The 22,512-nt window shown below is 40.5% G+C and carries 21 protein-coding genes; 8 read left to right on the plus strand and 13 right to left on the minus strand.

The genetic code is table 11. From position 1 onward, the window contains the following. The 5 genes from UABAM_RS31090 to UABAM_RS31110 all read left to right on the plus strand — a co-directional run bounded on the left by UABAM_RS31090 (position 1) and on the right by UABAM_RS31110 (position 4,287). On the plus strand, positions 1-1,056 hold the full coding sequence (locus UABAM_RS31090) for a prenyltransferase/squalene oxidase repeat-containing protein (protein WP_151971881.1): 1,056 nt from the start codon (positions 1-3) through the stop codon (positions 1,054-1,056). Positions 1,057-1,086: 30 nt separating this feature from the next. Next, on the plus strand, positions 1,087-2,325 hold the full coding sequence (locus UABAM_RS31095; protein ID WP_151971882.1) for a DUF1015 domain-containing protein: 1,239 nt from the start codon (positions 1,087-1,089) through the stop codon (positions 2,323-2,325). A 90-nt stretch (positions 2,326-2,415) separates the two neighbouring features. After that, entirely contained in the window at positions 2,416-2,937 is a 522-nt protein-coding gene (locus UABAM_RS31100) for a hypothetical protein (RefSeq protein WP_151971883.1), read from the plus strand. Positions 2,938-2,989: 52 nt separating this feature from the next. Then, complete coding sequence (locus UABAM_RS31105; protein ID WP_151971884.1) at positions 2,990-4,006, plus strand: NADP-dependent oxidoreductase; 1,017 nt, start codon at positions 2,990-2,992, stop codon at positions 4,004-4,006. Positions 4,007-4,107: 101 nt separating this feature from the next. Continuing rightward, entirely contained in the window at positions 4,108-4,287 is a 180-nt protein-coding gene (locus UABAM_RS31110; protein ID WP_151971885.1) for a hypothetical protein, read from the plus strand. Positions 4,288-4,393: 106 nt separating this feature from the next. Here the strand turns inward: UABAM_RS31110 and UABAM_RS31115 are convergent, their stop codons facing one another. The 5 genes from UABAM_RS31115 to UABAM_RS31130 all read right to left on the minus strand — a co-directional run bounded on the left by UABAM_RS31115 (position 4,394) and on the right by UABAM_RS31130 (position 11,355). Continuing rightward, positions 4,394-5,116 (minus strand): acylneuraminate cytidylyltransferase family protein, encoded by a 723-nt coding sequence (locus UABAM_RS31115; protein ID WP_151971886.1) that lies wholly within the window; start codon positions 5,114-5,116, stop codon positions 4,394-4,396. Between the two features lie 12 nt (positions 5,117-5,128). Then, positions 5,129-6,721, minus strand: coding sequence for a B12-binding domain-containing radical SAM protein (locus UABAM_RS31120; protein ID WP_151971887.1), 1,593 nt, complete (start codon positions 6,719-6,721; stop codon positions 5,129-5,131). After that, positions 6,714-7,754, minus strand: coding sequence for a 6-hydroxymethylpterin diphosphokinase MptE-like protein (locus UABAM_RS31125; protein WP_173013676.1), 1,041 nt, complete (start codon positions 7,752-7,754; stop codon positions 6,714-6,716). Before UABAM_RS31125 ends, UABAM_RS31120 begins: the two co-directional genes overlap by 8 nt. Further along, positions 7,744-7,920 (minus strand): hypothetical protein, encoded by a 177-nt coding sequence (locus UABAM_RS33610; RefSeq protein WP_173013677.1) that lies wholly within the window; start codon positions 7,918-7,920, stop codon positions 7,744-7,746. Before UABAM_RS33610 ends, UABAM_RS31125 begins: the two co-directional genes overlap by 11 nt. Positions 7,921-8,073: 153 nt before the next feature. Beyond that, positions 8,074-11,355, minus strand: a complete 3,282-nt coding sequence (locus UABAM_RS31130) for a UvrD-helicase domain-containing protein (RefSeq protein ID WP_151971889.1) — start codon at positions 11,353-11,355, stop codon at positions 8,074-8,076. Between the two features lie 203 nt (positions 11,356-11,558). Here UABAM_RS31130 and UABAM_RS31135 point away from each other — a divergent pair, with 203 nt between their 5' ends. Together UABAM_RS31135 and UABAM_RS31140 are read left to right on the plus strand one after the other, a co-directional pair. Further along, a complete protein-coding gene (locus tag UABAM_RS31135; RefSeq protein ID WP_151971890.1) occupies positions 11,559-12,023 on the plus strand; it encodes a YtoQ family protein in 465 nt (154 codons plus the stop codon). A 35-nt stretch (positions 12,024-12,058) separates the two neighbouring features. Then, positions 12,059-13,360 (plus strand): leucine-rich repeat domain-containing protein, encoded by a 1,302-nt coding sequence (locus tag UABAM_RS31140; protein WP_151971891.1) that lies wholly within the window; start codon positions 12,059-12,061, stop codon positions 13,358-13,360. 98 nt (positions 13,361-13,458) lie between these two features. Here UABAM_RS31140 and trhO read toward each other — a convergent pair whose 3' ends face one another. The 3 genes from trhO to UABAM_RS31155 all read right to left on the minus strand — a co-directional run bounded on the left by trhO (position 13,459) and on the right by UABAM_RS31155 (position 15,207). Then, positions 13,459-14,349 (minus strand): oxygen-dependent tRNA uridine(34) hydroxylase TrhO, encoded by an 891-nt coding sequence (gene trhO / locus UABAM_RS31145; protein WP_151971892.1) that lies wholly within the window; start codon positions 14,347-14,349, stop codon positions 13,459-13,461. Between the two features lie 131 nt (positions 14,350-14,480). Beyond that, entirely contained in the window at positions 14,481-14,921 is a 441-nt protein-coding gene (locus tag UABAM_RS31150; protein WP_173013678.1) for a leucine-rich repeat domain-containing protein, read from the minus strand. A gap of 25 nt (positions 14,922-14,946) precedes the next feature. Further along, the gene (locus UABAM_RS31155; RefSeq protein WP_151971894.1) at positions 14,947-15,207 is read right to left on the minus strand and encodes a hypothetical protein; all 261 of its coding nucleotides are present in this window, start codon (positions 15,205-15,207) and stop codon (positions 14,947-14,949) included. A gap of 176 nt (positions 15,208-15,383) precedes the next feature. On the opposite strand from UABAM_RS31155, the gene UABAM_RS31160 reads away from it, so the two are divergent. Then, positions 15,384-16,484, plus strand: coding sequence for a PilW family protein (locus tag UABAM_RS31160; RefSeq protein ID WP_173013679.1), 1,101 nt, complete (start codon positions 15,384-15,386; stop codon positions 16,482-16,484). A gap of 50 nt (positions 16,485-16,534) precedes the next feature. Here UABAM_RS31160 and UABAM_RS33615 read toward each other — a convergent pair whose 3' ends face one another. The 5 genes from UABAM_RS33615 to UABAM_RS31180 all read right to left on the minus strand — a co-directional run bounded on the left by UABAM_RS33615 (position 16,535) and on the right by UABAM_RS31180 (position 22,455). Continuing rightward, positions 16,535-16,711, minus strand: a complete 177-nt coding sequence (locus UABAM_RS33615) for a hypothetical protein (protein WP_173013680.1) — start codon at positions 16,709-16,711, stop codon at positions 16,535-16,537. 37 nt (positions 16,712-16,748) lie between these two features. Next, the gene (locus tag UABAM_RS31165; RefSeq protein ID WP_151971896.1) at positions 16,749-17,603 is read right to left on the minus strand and encodes a choline kinase family protein; all 855 of its coding nucleotides are present in this window, start codon (positions 17,601-17,603) and stop codon (positions 16,749-16,751) included. Between the two features lie 24 nt (positions 17,604-17,627). Further along, on the minus strand, positions 17,628-18,860 hold the full coding sequence (gene eutH / locus UABAM_RS31170; protein ID WP_152022087.1) for an ethanolamine utilization protein EutH: 1,233 nt from the start codon (positions 18,858-18,860) through the stop codon (positions 17,628-17,630). Positions 18,861-18,910: 50 nt separating this feature from the next. Further along, positions 18,911-20,101, minus strand: coding sequence for an HAD family hydrolase (locus UABAM_RS31175; RefSeq protein WP_151971897.1), 1,191 nt, complete (start codon positions 20,099-20,101; stop codon positions 18,911-18,913). A 182-nt stretch (positions 20,102-20,283) separates the two neighbouring features. Further along, a complete protein-coding gene (locus UABAM_RS31180; RefSeq protein WP_151971898.1) occupies positions 20,284-22,455 on the minus strand; it encodes a serine/threonine-protein kinase in 2,172 nt (723 codons plus the stop codon). Between the last annotated feature and the right edge of the window lie 57 nt (positions 22,456-22,512).

Below are 22,512 nucleotides of genomic sequence, written 5' to 3' on the forward strand. Positions count from 1 at the left end.
ATGAAAAAAATATTTGGTCTCTCATTATTTTTTATAGCCATTCAGCTTTGTTATGTAGAAACATTCACGAGTAACTTACTTACTCCTGGAACTGTAAATGCTGTAGAGCGAGGCTTAAACTATTTGGCAAAAAAACAAGACCCCAAAACAGGGGCATGGTTAAACGATGTGGGCTACAAGTTAAATACCAGTTATCGCGTCGATAACGAAGAGTCTCCTCACGTAGGTGTAACCTCTTTGGCCTGCTTGGCATTTATGTCTGCGGGGAACTTACCAGGTAGAGGACGTTATGGAGAAAATGTACGCAAAGGTTTAGACTTTGTACTCTCATGTGTTCACCCACATACTGGTTATATTAGCAAATACGGCACGCGTATGTACAGTCATGCATTTGCCACGTTGTTTCTAGCACAAGTATACGGTACAACACAAGATCCTATCGTTCGCGAAAAATTACAGAGTTCTATTGATTTAATCACCAAATGCCAAAACGCGCAAGGTGGATGGCGCTATATGCCCATCGCCATGGACGCCGATATGTCAGTTACGGTGTGTCAGGTACAGGCACTAAGATCTGCACGCAATGTAGGTTTAAAAGTTTCCAAAAATACCATTGACCGTGCATTGGCCTACATTCGCCGTAGCGCAGATACATATTCAGGGGGGTTTAAATACCAAGACCTTCCTATTCGCCAATCACGTGTTACTTTTGCGGTAACAGCTGCGGGAATTACTTCAATGTATGGTGCAGGAGTTTATGAAGATTATCTTCTGCGAAAAGGCCTTAACTATTTAATGAATCCTCCGGCACACGAACCACATCCTCCATCGCATCACTATTTTTATTTTTACGGTCACTATTACGCTGCACAAGCTATGTTTATTGCAGGAGAACCGTATTGGAGTAGGTGGTATCGCCAAGTAAGAAATGAATTAGTACGCGTACAACAAGGAAGTGGTGCTTGGGAAGACAATACAGGTTACAACTGCCCAACAGCCTTGGCGGTTATTATTTTACAACTTCCCAATCGCTATTTACCCATTTTTCAAAAGTAAATTTTTCTTTCCAGAAAGGTTGTGTTGTTCATGGTAAATGTTGTTCCGTTTAAAGGGGTGCGCCCTAAAGCCGATTTAGTGGCAAAAGTTTCGAGTGTCCCCTACGACGTTATATCCTCAGAGGAAGCAAGAGACATCGTTGCACAAAACCCTCATAGTTTTTTAAAAGTTATCAAACCAGAAGTAGACCTTGACCCTCAAGTCGATATTTACGACGACAGTGTTTACGAAACCGGCAAAAAAAACCTACGCAATTTAGTGTCGGAAGGAAACATGATAAAAGATGATAGCGCGTGCTTCTACGTATACCGACAACAAATGGGAGAACACATACAAACCGGATTAGTGGCTGGTGCCTCCGTACAAGACTATGTCGACGATAAAATCAAAAAGCATGAGTTTACACGTGAAGAAAAAGAAATAGATCGTACGCGTCACATCGACTCGCTCAACTGTAACACCGGACCTGTATTTTTAACATATCATCACAACGAAGCCATTGACACACTCATTGGCGAAGTATGTAAAGAATCTCCGGTATACGATTTTACCGCAGACGATGGTATAAAACACACGTTTTGGATTGTGGACGATGCCGCAAAAATAAACAAACTCACAACTCTCTTTTCGCAAATAGACAAACTCTACGTTGCCGACGGACACCATCGTTCCGCCGCCGCAACACGTGTTCGCGAAAAGCGCCAGCAAGCAAATCCATTGCATTTTGGTGGCGAACCTTATAACTTTTTCTTAACCGTCATTTTTCCTGACAACCAAATGCAAATTTTGTCATACAATCGCGTGGTAAAAGATCTAAATGGCTTGTCCGGCGAAGAACTACTTGAAAAACTAGGCGAAATTTTCACGATATCGCCCACAGACAATCCCGTTCCACAACAAAAACACCAATTTTGCATGTATGTGCAGCAGAAATGGTATTTGCTAGAATGCAAAGATTCTATTGTCGAAGAGAATGATCCCGTAAAATCGCTCGACGTATATATTCTCCAAGAATATGTCTTGAGTCCCATGCTAGGAATCGGTAACCCGCGCAAGGATAAACGAATAGACTTTGTCGGAGGAATTCGCGGAGCAAAAGCATTGGAAGAAAGAGTCAGTAAAAACAACGACGGAGTTGCTTTTACTCTCTATCCTGTCGATATATTGTCACTGATTAACATTGCCGACGCTGGAGAAGTAATGCCTCCAAAGTCAACGTGGTTTGAGCCCAAACTACGCTCGGGTATTATTCTCCATCCGTTGTCTTAAAAATACAAGAAACCACGGTGTAAAAGCCGTGGTTTTATCTAATTCTCTTTAGATAAAAAAACTCTTTCTCTGTACAGAAAGTAAAATAATATGTCTGAAGTTTCCGTACCGCAAAATTGCTATGAAATGGCTTACTATCTTCTTCCAGGCTATGTCTACAACGAAAAAGAGAAAGTCATTGCTGAGCTTTCGATGGGAAGAATAGGAGCGATGTTCTTCTATACGATCGTTTGTCTTCAAAAAGAGGAAGAACCCACACCAGAAGCGATGAACGCCTTGAAGGTAAATTCCGGAGAGTTTGACAATTACAACTATCACATCATTACCTATCCAACACCACCTCCCGTAGACACAGATATTTCCATAGAAGACATGATTGCTGGTCGCCAACGTCAAGTTCTGGCACCTTATTTTTCCGCCATTATCGAAGAAAAATCCTCTCAGAAAATGCGTTACTTTATTCTTGGCCAGTCACCCGATGGATTGACAACACTACGCACAGTGACCATTGATGAAGAAGGTATGACCAACGCCAACTTAGGACGTGGCTGTACCGTAGATGTAAACGCATTCATCACCATGCTACAAGAATTTCTCCATAGAGAAAATTAATCGTATTACCGCTGTACACCAAATAAACAACTCATTAATACAAGGAGACAAAATGTCCAACGTAAACCGCGTATGGCGTTTGCGCAAGCGCCCTGTTGGTGAATTAACCAATGATGTCTTAAGTTTCGAAGAAGAACCAATTCCGACAATAAACGACGGACAATTATTAGTGCGCCTCAACTACCTATCTCTGGACCCCACAAACCGCATTTGGATGAGTGATATGGACCAGTACATGCCACCGGTAGAACTCAATGCACCGATGCGTGGATTGATATGTGGAACGGTCACAGAGTCCAAACACGAAGGCTTTGCGGCAGGAGACATCGTCAGTGGGCTAGGCGTCTGGGCAGACTACCAAATTGGTGATCCGGCGATGCTCAATAAGTTAGGAGACACCGGTCCACTTCCCGTTGTTGATGCTTTCGGTACTTTTGCTCTTGTTGGGCCAACCGCTTACTTTGGCCTTCTAGACATCGGAAAACCACAAGAAGGCGAAACAGTCGTTGTTTCAGGAGCCGCGGGTGCTGTGGGTTCTATCGTAGGACAAATAGCCAAAATCAAAGGTTGTCGCGCTGTTGGTATCGCCGGAAGCGAAGAAAAATGTACATGGATTACCAAAGACCTAGGGTTTGACGCTGCGATCAATTACAAAACAGAAGATGTCGCAGAAGCCTTGAAGAAAAACTGCCCAAACGGTATCGATGTCTACTTTGACAACGTAGGCGGAAATATCTTAGACGCTTGTTTAAAACAAATGAACCTACGTGGACGCATACCAACATGTGGACTGATCTCTGGATACAATGAAACGGAACCAGTACCAGGGCCATACAACTACGCAATGATGCTGATGCAACGCCTACGTATCGAGGGCTTTATTGTCACCGATTTTGCTCCGCGTTTCCCCGAAGCTGCCGCTGAGTTGGGCAAGTGGATGGCAGAAGGAAAAATAAAGGTACGCCAAGACGTTTACGATGGTTTGGAAAATGCCTTGGAACACTTGAAAAAGCTTTTCACCGGAGAAAACAAAGGTAAGCTCATTATACGCGTCGAAGATACAAAATAAACATTGGTAAACCAGGGCGATCATCTAACGATGATACGCCCTCAAACCGCTAGCTCTTGCATTTACCTCTTTACATTTACTTTGTGTTGCGAGTCACCATCATGAACCAATTCAACGACGAAACTGAAAATAACAGCTCAACACCGGCGTTAAACGGAAAGATGTTTGGTAGGTATCGAATCGAAAAGGAACTTGGTAGAGGTGGCATGGGTATTGTCTATAAAGCTCATGACACAAAACACAATGTGGATGGTATCATTTGCAAAGAGCCAACCAACTAAAAAGTGGTAAGTAGTAGAGGTGATTATATGGAATGGGAATATTTTTAATCGGTGTGAGATAAGGAGTTGTAGTGCTCGGTGCAGTAACCAAGCACTACAAAGTTAACTAAGATTCTTGCTGCTTCTTTTTCGATAAAATCAAACTTTGCGCTAGATACATGTCTATTTCATTGTCTATATCTACAGACTTTTCATTTGGCATGACGTACGCAAAAATGTTCTTTTCGAGAAAGAAGGTTTTATCTAGCAAAAACTTCTCCGTTTTCGCTAGATAAATGGCTCCATTCAATCGATAGTAAGTAGGTAGTTCTTGGCTTCTTTTGTGACTAACTTCTTTGCTAATAAAATTTTCCATACTGTTGTCTTCGGGTAAGGTGTTGCTCCACAGTGGAGAATGCTCCATTTCGCAAACAGAAATAACGGCCTCTGCGTTTTTCTCAAAACAAAACTCAATGGCATTGTCAATGTCCATATGGTCTCGAAGAGGCGAAGTAGGTTGTAAGAGCATAATATATTCATATGTGGAGGAAGATGCCTTTTGTAAAAACTCTAAGGCATGAGTAATAACATCCATGCTACTCGCAGCGTCGGTTGCAAGGTGTGCAGGGCGGACAAAAGGAACCTCTATATCGTATGATTTGGCCACCTCAATCGCTTTTTCGCTATCTGTGGAAACAACCACATTGTCTATGTATCTGGACTTTGTTGCTGCTTCTATGGTCCAGCCAATCAAGGGTTTACCTGCCAAGTCTTTGATATTTTTATTGGGAACTCTTTTACTCCCTGCTCTGGCGGGAATAATAGCCAAAATGTTTTTGTTGTTATACATATTTTTACTTTACTAAATCGATTGAGTGGTCTTTTCGATAGGAGCCTGTACTTTTTTACTAATCATGTTGAAAGACTCTTTTGGTACGGCGAGAGGTGTGATGTGTTCATCACAATTTGCCCAATGTTTTTTTGCCAATTGCAATAATCTCAAATCCTTCTTCGCAACGATTTCCTGAAGACCGAGGAGTTGAACACTGGAGAATTTATGAGAAATTGTCGCTGTAATTTTCGTCGCATCTCCCAATTCGGAGACAAACGCTTCAAGATCTCCATCGTATTGTTCGAGAATCGAGTCTTTGTAAACATTGTACCATTCAGAACCAGGATATGGTGTGGCGAAGTGAGGTTTGGCGTGAATGCCGAGCTTTTCCATACACTTGATAGTAATTTCAATACTCTCAAAGCTTTCTTCTGGAAAGCCAATAATAATGTTAGGTATCGGTATAATGCCGGATTTTAATGTTCTTCCTACACTATTCAAGTTTGCTTTTTGGCTGGAACCTTTGCCCAAGTTTTTCAAGATTTTTGGATCAAACGACTCTAACCCATACACCAGATAAGAACAACCCGCACTATACATGGCTTTTAAAACGTCATCATCCACTAGACCGGCATGAGATGTTCCGGCCCAAAATACACCTCTTCCGCCCTTATAAGCATTGTAAGGTTTGTTTGGGTCACGTCGTTCTAGTGGTTGCAACCCCTCTTCGATCCATAAATTGCAGAGATCATACAACCATGTGCGACGACTTGCGACATGCATCGTTAACAAATTCTCGTCAATAAAAGAAACAAAATCCACTTCGTATTTGTCGACAAGAGTTTTTACCATTTTTACGATATATTCTGGACTATGATAGCGAATATTCCGTCCGTATGTAAAGCGAACATCATTCACACCATCTTCATTGGCTTCCACAATCATATCGCCCGTTGTTCCCAAGTGCCAGCAGTATTTACATACAAGACTGCACCCCAAACTACCATTGATATCCATGCGTTTTTTGAGTTTGAACGTATCTTCGCTAAATAGCAACTGCGAATTTTTGAAATAGACCTCTTCGACAGGAAGTAAATCCCATGCAGGATAAGGAAGGACATCCATATCGGCTATATTGGGCCGAACGAAATTTAGAACGCCTTTACCTTCTTCATTACGGTAACACACTCCCAATGTCTCGCTGAAATCCAAATCATTGTTCGCAATTTTTTCTAAAACCACTGGCCACGTAACAAATCCCTCTCCGACAACACCTAAATCAATCTCTGGAAGCCACTCCATCATGTCCAGAGGCATAGAGGTAAAAAATCCTCCGCCAGCAACAATCTTAGCTTGTGGGCACAACTTTCGCGCCATCTTAAGGGTCTCTTTTACCGATTTGTATGTCGTGATCAAACCTCCAATGGCAACCACTTCCCAATCATCGGCGCATAAAACTTGTTTCTTTACCTCTGGACCTTTTCTCCAGGCATTTTCATCATAAAATTGAACCTGATGTCCCTTATCTATGGCAATTTGAGCTAATAAAGCCATTCCATACGGAATGTGTTTAGGATCGTCTTCCTCTCTTACCACGGGGTTAATCATTAAAATTTTAACCACAATGTTCCTCCTTATGCATTCCTAAAAAATTATTCAAATCCATGCACTCCACTTCCTCTTCGATCAAAGTTCCGGCCCCAGAACAATTGTATGTTACGACATCGTCTACTTTACGCAGCAAATCAATAAAATTCTGCTTATACCAATAGTACGTCGGGTCGGTATAGTATTTCTCTCCGGTAAGAGGAAATGTACTTGCGGCAAAGTACGACTTTATATTTTCCTTAGAACCAAGATGATTGATAAGTTCGTAGTAAGTTTGGGTTTTTTCGATAGGAGTACTTTCGGGGTAGCCAAAGTCCATACCAACAACGGCTATATGAGGTATTTTTAGACGAGTCGCTGCAAAAACCCATGCCGCGGTTCCCACAGTTCCACCAGTATTCATACACGGGAGTTTATTGATATTCCACATTTTGCGTGTAATACTCTCTGGGTTGGTAGGATTATCAACCATTGGATTGAACCAGTACCCGTCAAAATTTGCTTCGACAAGACGATTTGCAACAGTCTCGGAGATACATGATGCAATAATTACTTTCGCTCCCGCACTAAATTTATTAACAAGTTCAATGTTTTCATTGTTGTGTTTTATGGAATTTTTACGAAAGTCAACATCCAGATCTTGCCGCGCGAAATAATCATCATTCTCTGAGTTTTTTTCAAAGTCAGGGTCTCCAAACCAACGCACCACACGCGTGGGGTGCGGATCTAGAGTGATGATATAGTCGGGTTTTAAACCTGCTTTTAAACAGCGGACATATGTTCCATCAATGGCAATAATGGTTCCCTGGTATCCAGAATCTACAATTTTTTGAATGGCATTTGTGTTATGAACACTTGGCCCAGCACTAATCACAATCGCAGATTCGGCTTTTTTTTCCTCCGGTAAAGAAATATCCTTCAAACTTTTTTTAATTAGAGGAAGATTGATCACAGCTTTTTCACACAAAGATTTTAGGTGATAATCAATACCTATTTGCGGTATTTTTTTCACCAAATCTTTAAATTCAGCAGAGATATTACTCATCATCACCATCCCAGTTTAGCTTATCTCGTTCAACATACACCATACTTCCTCCTAAAGAAGCTAATGCTTTGTTCTTGAACTCTTCCTTTACATCTAAACTGGGATCTTTTGTTTCCGCTTCGTTTATGCTCTTTTTGACTTTGTAGTTACCTTTTAATATATCGTCCATAATAACTTCCTTAAAGGTGAAGTAACTAAGTGAATTCCATTAAAATATTAAAAATCACATTTTAACAAAATGTATGAATATTTAGTAATCATTTATAGACGACCACTACAAAATGTCAATTATTCCCTAAAATTTATTAGGGCGTGACATGCACTAAAAGTCAAACAAAGTCATCTGGTCGGACTTTTTGTTTTTTCTCTCTTTAAACTCTAGTTTTTTGTATATGTCATCCTTCACAGTGTTAAGAAAACGGCTCGACTGCATTTCCTTTGTCTGTCCGTTTAACAGACGACTTTTGCTCCCGGTCAAATACAGAAAATTTTCCGCGCGCGTCATACCAACATATAACAACCGGCGTTCTTCCTCTATATCTGTGTCTTTCAAGGTATATGGAATTAAGCTTTCTTCACATCCACATACAAATACCACTGGAAACTCAAGACCTTTTGCGGCATGTAATGTCATTAGACGTACTTTTCCGCCAGGATACATATCTTCGTGATTTGTCAAAGATATATCGTTAATAAAGTCATCATTGTTTGTGTAGGTACTTGCCATCTGCAATAGATACGAACACGTCGCTTCTTCTTCTGGACGAAAATAACCGCCATACTCTTTGTGATCCCATAGTTTTTGTATTTTTTTATGCACCGACCGCGCTTTTATTTTTGTGGTAAATTCATAAAAGTCTTTGATAATGCTCAGGGTTTCGTTCTTCAAAGATTTTATATTTTGCTCCAGCGCCTCCATCAAATCTTGGCCTGATGAATTTTGATATAAAGTAACAAGGGAATTTTTCCCAATCCCAGGGAGAGCAGACAAAACTTGATACCACAAAGACAATTGCTGCGAATTTTTAATGAGTGATAACCACGCGGTCACAAGACGTATTTTCGCGTCGCTAAGCACCGATTCTTGTCCCACAACACGATAGGGAATTCCCGAACGTTCGAAAGCCTCTTCTAGCTTTTTCAATTGTTGGCGACTGCGAAATAAAACTGCGAAATGACTGAAGTCGAGTTGTAACTCTGGAATATCCCCCTCCACACGACTACTGTCAATAGAAAAATGGCTTGTGCCACCGATCATTTTCTCCACCGTATGAACAACAAACTCTGCTTCGGATTTATCACTAGGGCACTCGTAGTACGCAATTCCACTATGTAGTTGTTGTTTGCGTGCACTCATTTTGCGCTTAACATGACTTTTATTCGCAGCAATAATTTGTTGTGCGCAATGAATTATCGGTTGTGGACAACGAAAGTTATCGTTGAGAAAAATCGTCTTGGCATCGGGAAAATCTTCGTTAAACTGTAAAAAATAACCGACATCTGCTCCACGAAAGCCGTAAATTGCTTGGTCAGGATCACCAATTACGCAAACATCGCTGTGCGGCCCTAACAACAATCGAAATAATGCGTACTGTGACTTGTTAATGTCTTGGTATTCGTCAATGAGAATCGTGGTAAATTGTTGTTGATATTGTGTTTGTATTTCAGGATTTTCCTGTAGAATTTTCACGGAAAGGTATATCAAATCATCGACATCCACCGCTTGTATTGTTTGCAAAATACGACAATATTCGTGATAAAAGTCCTGATCCTCACTAGCAAAATTTACATCTTCTAACTTCGATTTGCACTGTGAGATGACATTTAAACGAGCGATAATTTCTTTACTGGAGAGTTCGGGAAAATGCAAACGCAGGTACGGTAAAACCTCCGCACGCGTACAAACCTTTACGCGCTTCAGGCCTATTTTATCGCTATGCCTACGCAAGATGGAGAGTCCAAAGCGATGGAAAGTCGCCACAAAAACTTCACACCCGACCTCTTCCCCAAGAGTATCATGCAATCTACGTTCCAAATCATTTGCCGCTTTATTGGTAAAAGTAACCGCGAGAACTTTCTGAGGGTCCACACCGTTGTTGATAAGATGACAAACGCGAGAGGTTAAGGTCTTTGTCTTCCCTGTTCCTGGCCCGGCGACAATAATGAGAGGCTTCCCACTGTGCTCTACAGCTTCTTTTTGTTGTGCCGTTAATCCACCTAAAGACGGTGTAGTTTCCTGTTCATTTTTATTGTCATTTTTTACATCTTTAAACTCTTGGCGCGCTAATTTTTCTGCCTGCGGCTCTTCTCCCCACGCGACTAAAAAACTCGGTTGTAATGTAAAATTTTTCGCTTCTCCCGGTCGAAAAAGGCAAATTTTGCCAAATTCTCCGTCATATCCCGATTCGATATGCAACTCGCCGGTACGCACGCGACGAATTCCCTCCGCAATGAGTGGCATATCCTTGCGAATCTTTTCAATTTCTACACTGCGCAGTATTTCTAGTTCACAACCATAATTGTGCATCATTTTGTGATACTGCCCTTGTACTTTTTTACTAGTCGGTCCGTAGCCAAGTATTTGCGATAGAGCGGTCTCTAGACCAACTAACGATTCCGAAGGAAAAGAACGCGGTGGCTGAAATCCGAGTTTGCGATCGGCCAACTCATTGACGCGGTGCATCACCCCCACGGTGACGGGTTTTTTACACACCGGACACAATCCTTTATTGTTGATCGTTTCTTCTGGTTCAAGGCAAACATTGCATTTTCGGTGGCCATCGAGATGATACTTACCTTCTTCGGGATAAAATTCAATTGTACCCAAAAATGCATTTTTATCTCCGGTTTTCAGCGCCTCAAAAATAGCACGATAATCCATTTGCGTATTAAAAATATTCGCTTCGCGCGCCAATTTCGATGGAGAGTGCGCATCAGAATTCGAAATCATGGTAATGCCATCTAGTTGTGAACAGCGCCAATTCATTTCCGGGTCAGACGACAGTCCCGTTTCCGCAGCAAAGATATGCGGTGTCAAATCCTCAAAACACTCTTCGATATGATCAAAACCCGATTTAGATCCGAATAACGAAAACCAGGGAGTCCAAATATGCGCAGGAATCAAATATGCTTCCGGGGAAATATTCAACAAAATTTCCAGCATATCGCGCGAATCTAAACCTAAAATAGGTCGCCCATCCGACGCTAAATTACCAATCTTACCCAACTCGAATTGAATGCGCTTTACAGTTTCCATATCTGGGGCACAAACCACATGATGCAATTTGCGCGTGCGACCATTTTTTTTGTAAATATTGCTGATCTCTACTGTCAGCATAAAGTAAACGTCTTGGCGGCAAGCACTGGGTATTTCGCGGTCTATTTTTTCTGCATATTCTCTTTTGAGTTTAAAAAGACCTGTATCGGCAAAAGGTTCCAAATATTCTTCGATCTCTGCAAACCATGCGGGATGAGTAAAATCCCCTGTGCCAATTAAATTAAGTCCTTTAAGCTGCCCCCACCGATATAAATTCGGAAAAGTAAGCTGCTTGCTAGTCGCACGGGAAAATCGCGAGTGAATGTGTAAATCCGCAGTAAAAATCATAGTCGTCCCCAATAAAACAAAATGTATCCGAAATTAGGTGTTTTTATATACTACGCTGTATTCATAAACCGTGCCACCAAAAAATCCTGCCCTTTAGGTAACATCTCGCAACACTTACATTTTTTTCTCCTGTTGCCATTTCGCCGTCTTTTATTTACAATAAAAATTCATACATAACCCCAAAAACCAAAGGAGATTTTGTCATGAGCAAAGTTTGGCAAGTATATTTATCCGGTGAAATTCATACGGACTGGCGTGAACAAATTGAATCGATGACCAAAGCCAAAAATCTACCTGTACATTTTACCCATCCCGTGACCAACCACGAGAATTCCGATAATTGCGGAGCCACGATCTTAGGTAACGAAGACAAGCCATTTTGGTTTGACCACAAAGGGGGAAAAGTGAATGCCATACGCACTAGAACTCTAATGCGAGATGCCGACATTGTCGTCGTGAGATTCGGTGATAAATACAAACAATGGAACGCTGCTTTTGACGCAGGCTATGCTGCGGCTTTGGGAAAATCGCTGATCATTTTACATGCACCAGAACATCGCCATGCTCTCAAAGAAGTCGATGCCGCCGCCCTAGCTGTTGCCGAAAAACCCGAACAAATCGTACAAATTTTAGACTATGTTATTACCGGAAGCCTTCCCGTAAAATAATCTTACGAGCCATAAGTCAGAAAGCGTAAATAATCATGACAAAACCCATAAAAAATAGGACTCTACGCAATATAAAAAGCGACCGTGAATACATTCAGTGCACTTTTCACCTTGATGAAAAAAAAGCGTACAGCATTACCAATACAAAATTTTGCGGTTGCCGCTTTTCCTCTAATGTGACTTTTGATTTTTTGGATGCCTGTACCTTTGAGGACTGTCACTTCGATCAAAATTGCAATGTCCATGTACGTCCTCATGCATTTCCAGAAAAACTCCATGGACTACCGTCTTTAAAATCTGTACATATACAAGGCTTTTTACAACCTCTGTCATTTCTCCCATTTGGTTCAAGGCATGAAGAGCGAACAAAACAAAACATGAACAGTGACTTTTTCAAAAGCTCTGGCATTCATACCTCTTTAACTCACTTAAACGTTATTTGCTATGCAAATATTCACAACTTCCTCGAAGCATTTACTGATCTGCCTTCTCTTCGCGAAGTGCATTTAAACTCTGTAAAATGCGAACTTTCACAAGATTTTACCCATTTACCACTACATCGCTTTGTCATTGAAAATGGTGAGGTAACAAATGTATGCAACACAATCGGGCAAATGACCTCTCTACAACATTTGGCGATTCATCAAGCAACAGAGTTGCGATTTCCTAAACAAATAGGAAAATTAACGTCTCTTCAACACTTAAAATTAGAGCATTGCGTACACCTCATACCCAAAGAAATAGGCAACCTGGTTTCATTGACACATCTAACAATTTTTACAACAAAATATAATTCGCGACAATCAATCCCGATGCAAGCATTCCCAAATAGTATGGAAGTTGTTTGTGCAGGTATACCACGGGAAATAGGCAAGTTAGTGCAGCTACAGCAGTGTTGTTTACATAGTAACTTCACAGAAGTTCCACAAGAATTTGCGATGCTAACGTCTTTGCAAAAACTCACCTTGTCTTCTCAGAATTGTACCTCATTTCCCACTGTAGTCTGCCAGCTAAACTCTCTGACACATTTATCTCTAAACATGCCCATATCGGAAATACCCAAGGAAATCTCGCAATTACAATCTCTAACTCACCTATCCTTCTCGGGTAGTGACATTCGCGCCATAGGAAAGTACATCGCCAAGCTAACTCATCTAACGCATTTAAAGATCTATCAAAATTATGCTGTAAAAATTTGCGAAGAGATACAACAGTTAACCTCCTTGAAGCGTATAGAATTCTGCAACTGTCGTATATCCGCACAACAAAAAAGGCAAATAAAAGAGTGGTTGCCTCACTGTGCCGTCAGTTACACCAGAGTCGGCGAAGGAAGGTAGTTTTCTTTACAAAATTCACCTGGAAAAATAATATCCTCTTTACTACACAACTGCTTGTACATAGCACATCCACAGCAAGAAATCGCTTTTATCAAAAATTAGGAAACGGAATTCTTCTCTTGTACTTTCTGTAAACACTGCTCAGAGCAAAACCCTTGTAGTTCCTCACGGCACCTATCGCAACCTAAAAATAAACGGTCACACTCTACATCAGCACAGTTGTAATACATATCCGCAGGCTCTTTGCATATATAACAATGGCTAATCGCAGGAAGTTCGGTTTTATTGTCAATAGGAACCGATAGGCGCTCGTCAAAAACAAATAGTTTGCCCTTCCAATGTTTGGTCCCTTCTTCTAGTCCGTACTTGATCATGCCGCCATCGAGCTGGTATACCTGCTTGTAGCCATTTTCTTTTAAAAGAGCAGAAAAAGTCTCGCAGCGAATACCTCCGGTACAACACATCATTATTTTCGATTCCTCAGGATCGTATTTTTCCTTAAATTGATCGGCATACTTGGGAAAGTCACGAAAATAGCGACAATCAGGTTTTTCGGCGCTTTCAAAGTGGCCAATTTCCCACTCATAGTCATTGCGTACATCCAGAAGAACATACTCACCACTTTCGATCATTTCCCGCCATTTTTGTGGAGAAACATGCTCGCCACCTTGTTGTAAATCGACTTTGTATTTTAATGCCACGAGTTCTTTGCGGTATTTGACAGTCATTTTGTGAAAAGTGTGTTGTGGATGTTCGTGGATTTTAAACTCAACATCGTGAAACATCTTGCGATTTGCCATCCACTTCATGTACGAGTTTGCCACCTCTTCGCTAGCGCTAATCTGACCATTGATTCCCTCCTCGGAAATATAAATACGCCCCAAGGCATCGCGATTTTTAAAAAACTTCTTGTGTACCATTACCTCACGATGGGGGTTTTCTACATCAACATATTTGTAATACGCCAGGACTAAATATTTGTTTTCCATTCCCAAAATTCCTCATAGTTCTTTTGTTGTTGTTTTCATTTGTATTTTATGCCCTAGCATGTTGCATTACAAATTATTTTTCCATCATTAGTGGTAGCATAGACATATCGAATTTTATCAATGATTTTATTTCACCTATCTCTTTCAGTGGCACGAAAACCGCTAGGCAATATTAGAGTTTCTAAACAAGGTAATTCATCTACACCTTGTGTCAAGGTTATACCTGTTTGCGATAAATCTAATTTTTTTAGGGACTTTAATTGCGCAATTTCCTTAGGTAGCTTCGTTAATTTTGTTTTTGATAAAATTAATTCTTCAAGACCATATAAGCGACAAACACAGTTTGGCAATTCTTCTATTTCAACACCATGTAAATTCAACGTCTTAAGAGAAGTAAGATTCTCGATTTCTCTGGGTAACTTTGTAATTTTTGCGCAGATTAGATTTAGTTTTTTAAGGCCTCTAAGTTTACCAATTTCTTTGGGTAACTCGGTTATTTTTGTGTAAGGTAAGCTCAACTCTGTAAGAGACTTTAGATCTCCAATCTCTTTGGGTAGTTTACAAGATCCCAAATTTAAATTTGACAGACGAGCAAGTTTACCAATTTCCTTCGCAAACGTAATGCGGTATTAAACGCACTCGTTTCGGATCATAACAAACGCTGTTTGAAAAACTACAATCAATGAACTCACATTGTTTTATGTCACAAAAAATGACATCTGTACGGAAACTACATTGTTGAAAAACGCATCCTTCAATTTTGTACTTCTCTTTTTTATCTAAGAAAAAGGCACATCCATCGTAATAAGTATTGTTTTCAATAGACTGTAGCGATTTCAATTTTACTTTTTTACTCATTGCGACCTCTAAAATGTTATCATTTGGCGAATTTTTTTTGTGTAGCTACCTCACAGTGTGGATTTTCTACCGTAACATACTTATAATAGTTTATAATACACATTTTAGCAATCCAACAAAACACAGTTGGTATTGTAAATAACTACCCATAAATTTCAATTAAGATGGTGGATAAAATGCGAAACAAACCAATTCGTGCGTTTACATTAGTTGAGTTAATGATGGCAGTGGCATTGCTAACCGTTTTCACTCTGATGTTAGTGAATGTATTGTCACAGTCTGTCAATGTATGGCGGACAACAGAACAACGCCGCGAAATACTCGAAACCTCGCGCAATATTATGGATATTATCAGTGAAGATTTGAACGCAATGTATTTACCAGAATCCATGACAATCACTGGCCTACTACTAGACTATGACAAGAATGGTAAACAACGATTGCGTTTCCTTCGCAAAATTTCACAAGAAAACATACACCCCGTACTTCGTTATGCAGGAACGACAAAGTCAAAAGAGCTACAACACTATAATCTTAAAGCCGACAAGGACAAAAAACTTCTTGCTCCCGGAGGATTGGCGGAGGTTATCTACTGTTTTGTTCCACAAGAAAATGGCTTAATGGGATTATACCGTGGTATTCAAGCTCCCATTGGTGGCAAGGAATCGTTTTTTAACGATAAGAATATCGACTCCGCGGCGCAAATACAAGAAAAGTGTCACCTTTTAGCTTCTGAAATATTAAATGTCGAAATAAAATGTTGGGCAAACACCACATTTACGTGGAATCCACAAAAATTACCACGCAGAAAACAGAAAGGTGGTCCTAGCCTTGTTTGGGATTCCACCAAAAGACGCATCACTGATTTTTTCTTATTTCGCACCGGAAATCCACAAAAACACGCCAAGCCGTTAAAAATGAATGTAACGGTCGTACTACAAAATGGAGAGCCCAAAGAGCTACTCAGTGACATTTTGGAAAGTGACACCACCGCTTTTCTCACCAATACGCAAGGAATGGCGGGAAATCTACGTTACATGCTGGTAAACAATGAATGGATGACCTACGAGGATGTCTCAAAAGACACGGTGATCAATCTGCAACGTGGTATCTGGAACACCAAACCAGCAGAGCATAAGCGTTTTAATACTGTCAAGCGTATCTATTACGAAAAATGGGATAGCCAAAAAACCACCCCAAAAACATTGGAGCTACAACAAACCACAAAAGTTTATATCGGTATTCCCTTTGTAAAAACGATTAAACTGCCATTTTGATGTATCTTTGACTGCAACAAAGTAAAACAATGAGAACAAATTCAGACGTGTTACGCCTCTCCCTGTGGGAGAGGCATGAGGATTAAGGCTTTTAGCGAAGCTAAAACCTTAAATTCGATGGTGAGGGCACCAATCCGCAAACGATATTCTTCTATTACGTTGCTTAAAACGAGAGCTTTTAGCGAAGCTAAAACCTTAAATTCGATGGTGAGGGCACCAATCCGCAAACGATCCTCTTCTCTTACGTTGCTTACTCTAAATTCGTCAAATGAGCGCTTTTAAATACTCATTAAAATCCGAGTGTTTAATGCGCGAGGATGTTTTCTGGAAATGCTTCTGTGCATATTCGGGAAAGTCTTCCTCTAAATCAGAAATTTGCGTCTGTACCTGTGCCCACATTGCTTCGCGAAAGTCCGACATAATTTTCATCAAGTTATGATGTGCGACATCGGCCTCAGTGATTTCTCGTTCGAGATAGTTACGCAGCAACACTTGGTCGTGCTCTTCCTCAAAGCAGTGATTCGACGAAAAGTTTGCCATATCAAAAAACGGATCGCCTATTCCTGCGTATTCCCAATCAATTACACGAATCTTACCATCGTCGATAAAGTTACCACTAAGTAAATCATTGTGACACAGACAAAATCGCCTCTTCTTTTGATTGAGTACTTGTTCAATTTTTTCCATTTGTTCGAGTAACCATGGAAATTCTTCGGGAAATGTCGCGTCGTGATCTTCGGCCACCTTAGTATAATTTTTCACGACATTAAACGCACAAAATTGCCATGGCATATCAGAAATCGAATGGAATTCACGTATAGTGCTCGCAATGCGCGTGATGTTTTTGTGTTGCCGTACATCCTCTTCTGATAGTGATGAACCTTCGATAAAACGCGTCACAAGATGCCCTTCATCGGTGGAGTGAATCACCTCGGGTGCAATGCCCAACGCCGCAACGGCTTTGTTAATGGCATGTTCCCTTTCTCTGTCAATACCCAACAACGAAGTTTTCGCTCCACTTACACATACCACAAAAGATTCGTTACCCACGTCTACTTTATAATTCAAGTTGGTAATACCACCTGACAACGACGTATAGGTAACTTCGTGCCCTTCCAATGCGGAATTTCTTTAATAATCTTTTCAATCATTGCTCACTCCTTCATTTTCTGCTTTTTCTAATTCGAGCGCTTTGGGAACCGATAACCAATAAGCAAGAATAAAACCGCATACTCCCCCCACAAGCTTCCCCGATAAGATCGCGAAGATTAAATTGGGTTGAAAATTAGCGGTAAACGCCAAATGATCACCGAACATAAACGCTGCGCAAACTGCAAAAGCAATATTGAGTACCTTGTCTTTGGGAGACATGTCTTTCACAAGGCGAAACATCGCCAAGATATTGGCAATTGCCGCTAAAATTCCCGCAGCACCAGCACTTTCAATTCCAATTTTTTGTCCAAAAGATTCCATTGGCTTTTTGAGATATTTTTGAATTAGATAGACCATCGGAAAGGCACCAGAAAGCATAATACCGATGTAACCAGCTATTTCTAAAGCTCGAAATTGGTCTTCTTTGTCAGCGATAATAGGATCAAATCCCCAGCTACCAAAGATATACGCAAACACTCCGCCTCCCGTCATGACCTTATCATACGTAAAATATTCGACAATGGAACATACCAAGACCATGGTGATACAAGCGTTCATAATACGTCCAAACCACAAAAAACCGCGAATCATTACATCGGGTAAGAAACGTAAACCCACAGCAATCGAAATGACAATCACAATAAGTGGAATTAAATTTGCAACAATGGTCGAAAAAGTAAGCGCCAACTGGTAAGGATCTGTCGTGTTCGCCTGAGCATTGATCGTGGGAGAGGTAATAGCTAACAGTGAACAAGAAGTCAAAACACCGATAGGGACACTCAAAATGCCGGCCATAACACCTAGAGCCATGTATTTGTGATCTTTTTTCTCGATCATCGCCAAGCCAACAGGTATCGAAAAAACGATCGTTGCACCCGCCATGTAACCGATGGTCATTGCCATAATCCAACTCTCTTTGGTGGCGGCAAGTGCTTCGGCGAGTTGATATCCTCCCATATCTACCGCGATAAAAGTAGTCGCTGCAATGGAAGGATCGGCCCCCACCCATGTAAAGACAGGGCCAAATATAATCTTAATAAAATAAGATAAATAGGGTATCGAAGCCATAATACCCGCAACCGGTAAAAAGATATACCCAATCGAGTAAATACCTTCCTTAAATTCTTTACCTAAACCATCCTCATCGTTAAAAATCGAAGCAATAGCTCCTGCCATTGCGCATGCCATTACAATATAAATGACATAGTTACCAATTAGAGCCATATCCAAACCTTTCATGGGGTCATTCTAGAGCATGTTATTACACGTTCTAATTATTTTTTCGAAAATCCACGTAAATACTGCGATTTTTCCAATAAATCAACCACTCTCTTGTATCTATTTCCCTTGAGACGCAACTCTATTTCTCTTCGTGAAGAGACAAATCCTGGTGACTTTTTGTACAACGTCGGCTGCAATAGCCACTTCCCTGGAAGTGATTTGTTGATTTGTTCAACAAGTTTTTTCTGGTAATCTATTTTCTCAAGACGCGTAATAAACAAGCGGTTTTGTCCCCAATTGAGCATGGGAAAATCATTGGGACTATCCCCGCACACTAAAAAGGGGCGACGTTGTGATACATATTTAAAGATATTGGCCACTTTGCCAAAGTATCCTGTTAACGGGTAGGTGATTTCGGGTGTCAAGGTGTAGTTTTCAAGTTCCTCTGCGTTCATCGCAGCGTAGGCATTGTTGTTTTTCACCAAATAGGCGTCTTTGTATAATTTGTTGTCGCGACGGTCTTTTAACAAAACGCTAACACCAATAACATGATCGGCAGCTATTCCGAGATGCTTTCCAAATTTTTTTTGGATGCGTTTATTGAGTTTCTTTGTCACCATCCACCGCACGGTCCAAATGTTACTCGCAGATATAACGTAGACGTCATAACCATTGTATAATAGACGCCCCGCTAAATCCACCATTTCTGGATAGAAAAAAGGACGACGGTAACCACGAATGGTCGTTTGCGTATTCTTCTCCTGGTCATGCCGCGCAATGTTACCGGCAAATGCTTTTTGTGTATAAGTGACCACCTCACCAGGAGAAATCCCACGCATCACTTGTGCTAACCACGCGTAACCGTTTGCATAAGGCGTTTCGTCATCCATATCCTTAGACATCGCTAGATAATTTTCGTAATAGGTAACGATATCTTTGGTATACGCAGCACCGTGTTTTTTTCCAGCAAATACAAAAGACGGATGCAAATCACGGTGCAACTGCAATTTCTGATCCATCGCCATTGTCACAAACATAGCTTCGCCAATATCACGACAAATCATGGTATTGTCAAAATCAAAAACTACCTTCTTATTTTTATGAGCATTGTCGGCGATTAACTTCTCCAACTGCTCTTTTACCACCGGACACCAACTATGCGGTTCTAATGATACCGCTTTGTCAGCGTAAATATTTATCGTAAAAAAGCATAGTAGCAGCGTAATATAGATTTTGGCAGGCATAACTTCCTCTTTCTGTGATAATGAAATGTTGCATACAATGTTTACACTGTTATTTGCACAAAAAGAAGTTTTGGTTAGGTAAAAAATATTAAATTTAACATTTTTTCGAGCGGTGTGGATTTCACAACGATGACAAAGGTGATATGAATGACAAAAATGTCATTCGAGTAGCATATGTGTTTTTATTTTTGATTGTATTGTACGCGTTTTTCCAAATTGCGAATGCGAAGCTGAACCATTTCTTTTTGTTCAGCACGGAGTTGTTTCATATAACTTTTCCGTATGAGTTTGTAATCCAGCAATGCTTGCTTGTCCTCTCGCAAAGACAAATAAACATCGGCCCGATCCAAATAGAGACGTCCTTTCTTTGTAAAGGGTGAGAGAGCAATTGCTCGATTAAAATCATCGATCGCTTTTTTAAATTTTTGCACTTGCCGGTAGCACTTGGCACGGGTAATATACAGTTGCGCTTGCGGTTTCTCGCTTTTCTCAATCGCCTGTGTTGCTAGATTTATAAACTTTTCGAGGGACTCTTTACAAGAAAGAATTTCCTTATTGAGTTTTTCTTTTCCCCTGTATCCCAGTGAAATCGCTTTCTGAAAGTTACGAATGGCATGGCCAAAGTGTTTCAAATTTTTGCGCGCCATTCCTTGTAGATAATAGACATTTGGTTTCTTAGGAGCAAATTTGGAGTAACGTTCAAAGTCCACAAGGGCCAAATCAAATTTTTTCAATTCCATATATATTTTTGCTCTACTCATCAAAATTTTTAAAAGGCCTTTGATAAATATTTTTGTTTTTCCTTTATCCCTCATAATTTCCGGCCGCTGAAGAGTACTTTCCGCAAGTTCTATCGCTTTACTGAAATCTTTCAAAGCTTGTTCGTCGTCACCTACTTTTTGAAACAAAATTCCTCGTGCAAACACCGTGTAGCAGTTGTCAGGGTCATACTCCAAAGATTTTTGATAATCCGCAAAAGCTTCCTCGTGTTGATTTTCCTGTGAGTATGCACCGCCGCGTGACCGATATGCTTTCCAATATAAATGCCATCCCTTTCCCGCCAAACGAATTGCTTGTGAATATTCGACAATCGCTTCTTTAAACATATTTTGATTTCGGTATTGTTCACCTTTTGCCAAATGCTTTTCCGCCTTTTGGCGATTTGGGGTGGTATCGTTTATTGTACGAGATCTCGGCTTTTGTTCCCTGTGATTTTTAGTGGTATCGTTTATTGTACGAGATCTCGGCTTTTGTTCCCTGTGATTTTTAGTGGTATCGTTTATTGTACGAGATCTCGGCTTTTGTTCTCTTTGATTTTTATCCGCTTGTAGTAACCATACAATGGTCAGTAACATAGTACAGAAGATAATTCCCACCAAAACATGGTAGTGCTTTTTCAAAAAATTTGTTGCTTGCAGTTGAAAGCTGTATTTTTTTGCCAAAATAGGTTTATTGTTTTTCAAATTGCGAAATTCCCGCAACAACTCGCGAAAATCTTTGTAGCGTTTGCTGACGTTTTTTTCTATGCACTTTAAACAAATGGCTTCCAGATAAGGAGAAATTTTCGCGTTTAGTTTATGTGGTGGTGTCGGTGTTTTTTCAAAAATTTGGTACATGATATCGACTTGAGAATCACCGCGAAATACCTTTTCGTATGTCAGGCATTCGTAAAGAACCGCTCCCACTGCATATATATCACTTTGGCCACAAACCTCACCGCGAATTTGTTCCGGAGGCATATAGTGAATAGAACCGACAATGTCTCCGGTTTTCGAAAGACTCTCATCGTCAACATCAAACATTTTCGCCAAACCAAAGTCCATAATTTTGACTTTAGAATCCGCGGTAATCATGATATTTTCCGGTTTTATATCGCGATGGATAATATTGTGTTTATGGGCGTAAGAAAGTGCCTCGCAAATCTGTATCATCAAATTCATCAAAGAAACATAATTGAGTTTTTTATCGCGAATCACATCTTTGAGCGTTTTACCACCAATATACTCCATAGTAAAATAAGGCTTAGGCTCCACACCAAACTCGAAAAACTTAATGATATTAGGATGGTCAAGCTGTGCCATCGCCTTACACTCATTTAGAAATCTTTGAATCTGTCGCGCATCACACTGTTGAATAATTTTCACCGCAACGGTTTGCCGCAAAATATTGTCATAAGCCTTGTACACAACCCCCATCCCACCACGACCTAACTCTTGCTGCAAGGTATAGCGTTTCGTTTTCGGCAAAGTATAGTCTTGTGTTGCAGAAGTTTTTTGGGAAGATGGTTGCCCAATAACAAAACTATCCGCCAGCTTACTTTGTTGTGTATTTTTTTTGTGATTATTTTCGTCCATGACAATTCCTTGGGATTACAGTGATTTTTTCCATGCAGAGAATGATAGACCAGCAAA

This window comes from Candidatus Uabimicrobium amorphum (assembly GCF_009002475.1).
Taxonomy (GTDB): Bacteria; Planctomycetota; Uabimicrobiia; order Uabimicrobiales; family Uabimicrobiaceae; genus Uabimicrobium; species Uabimicrobium amorphum.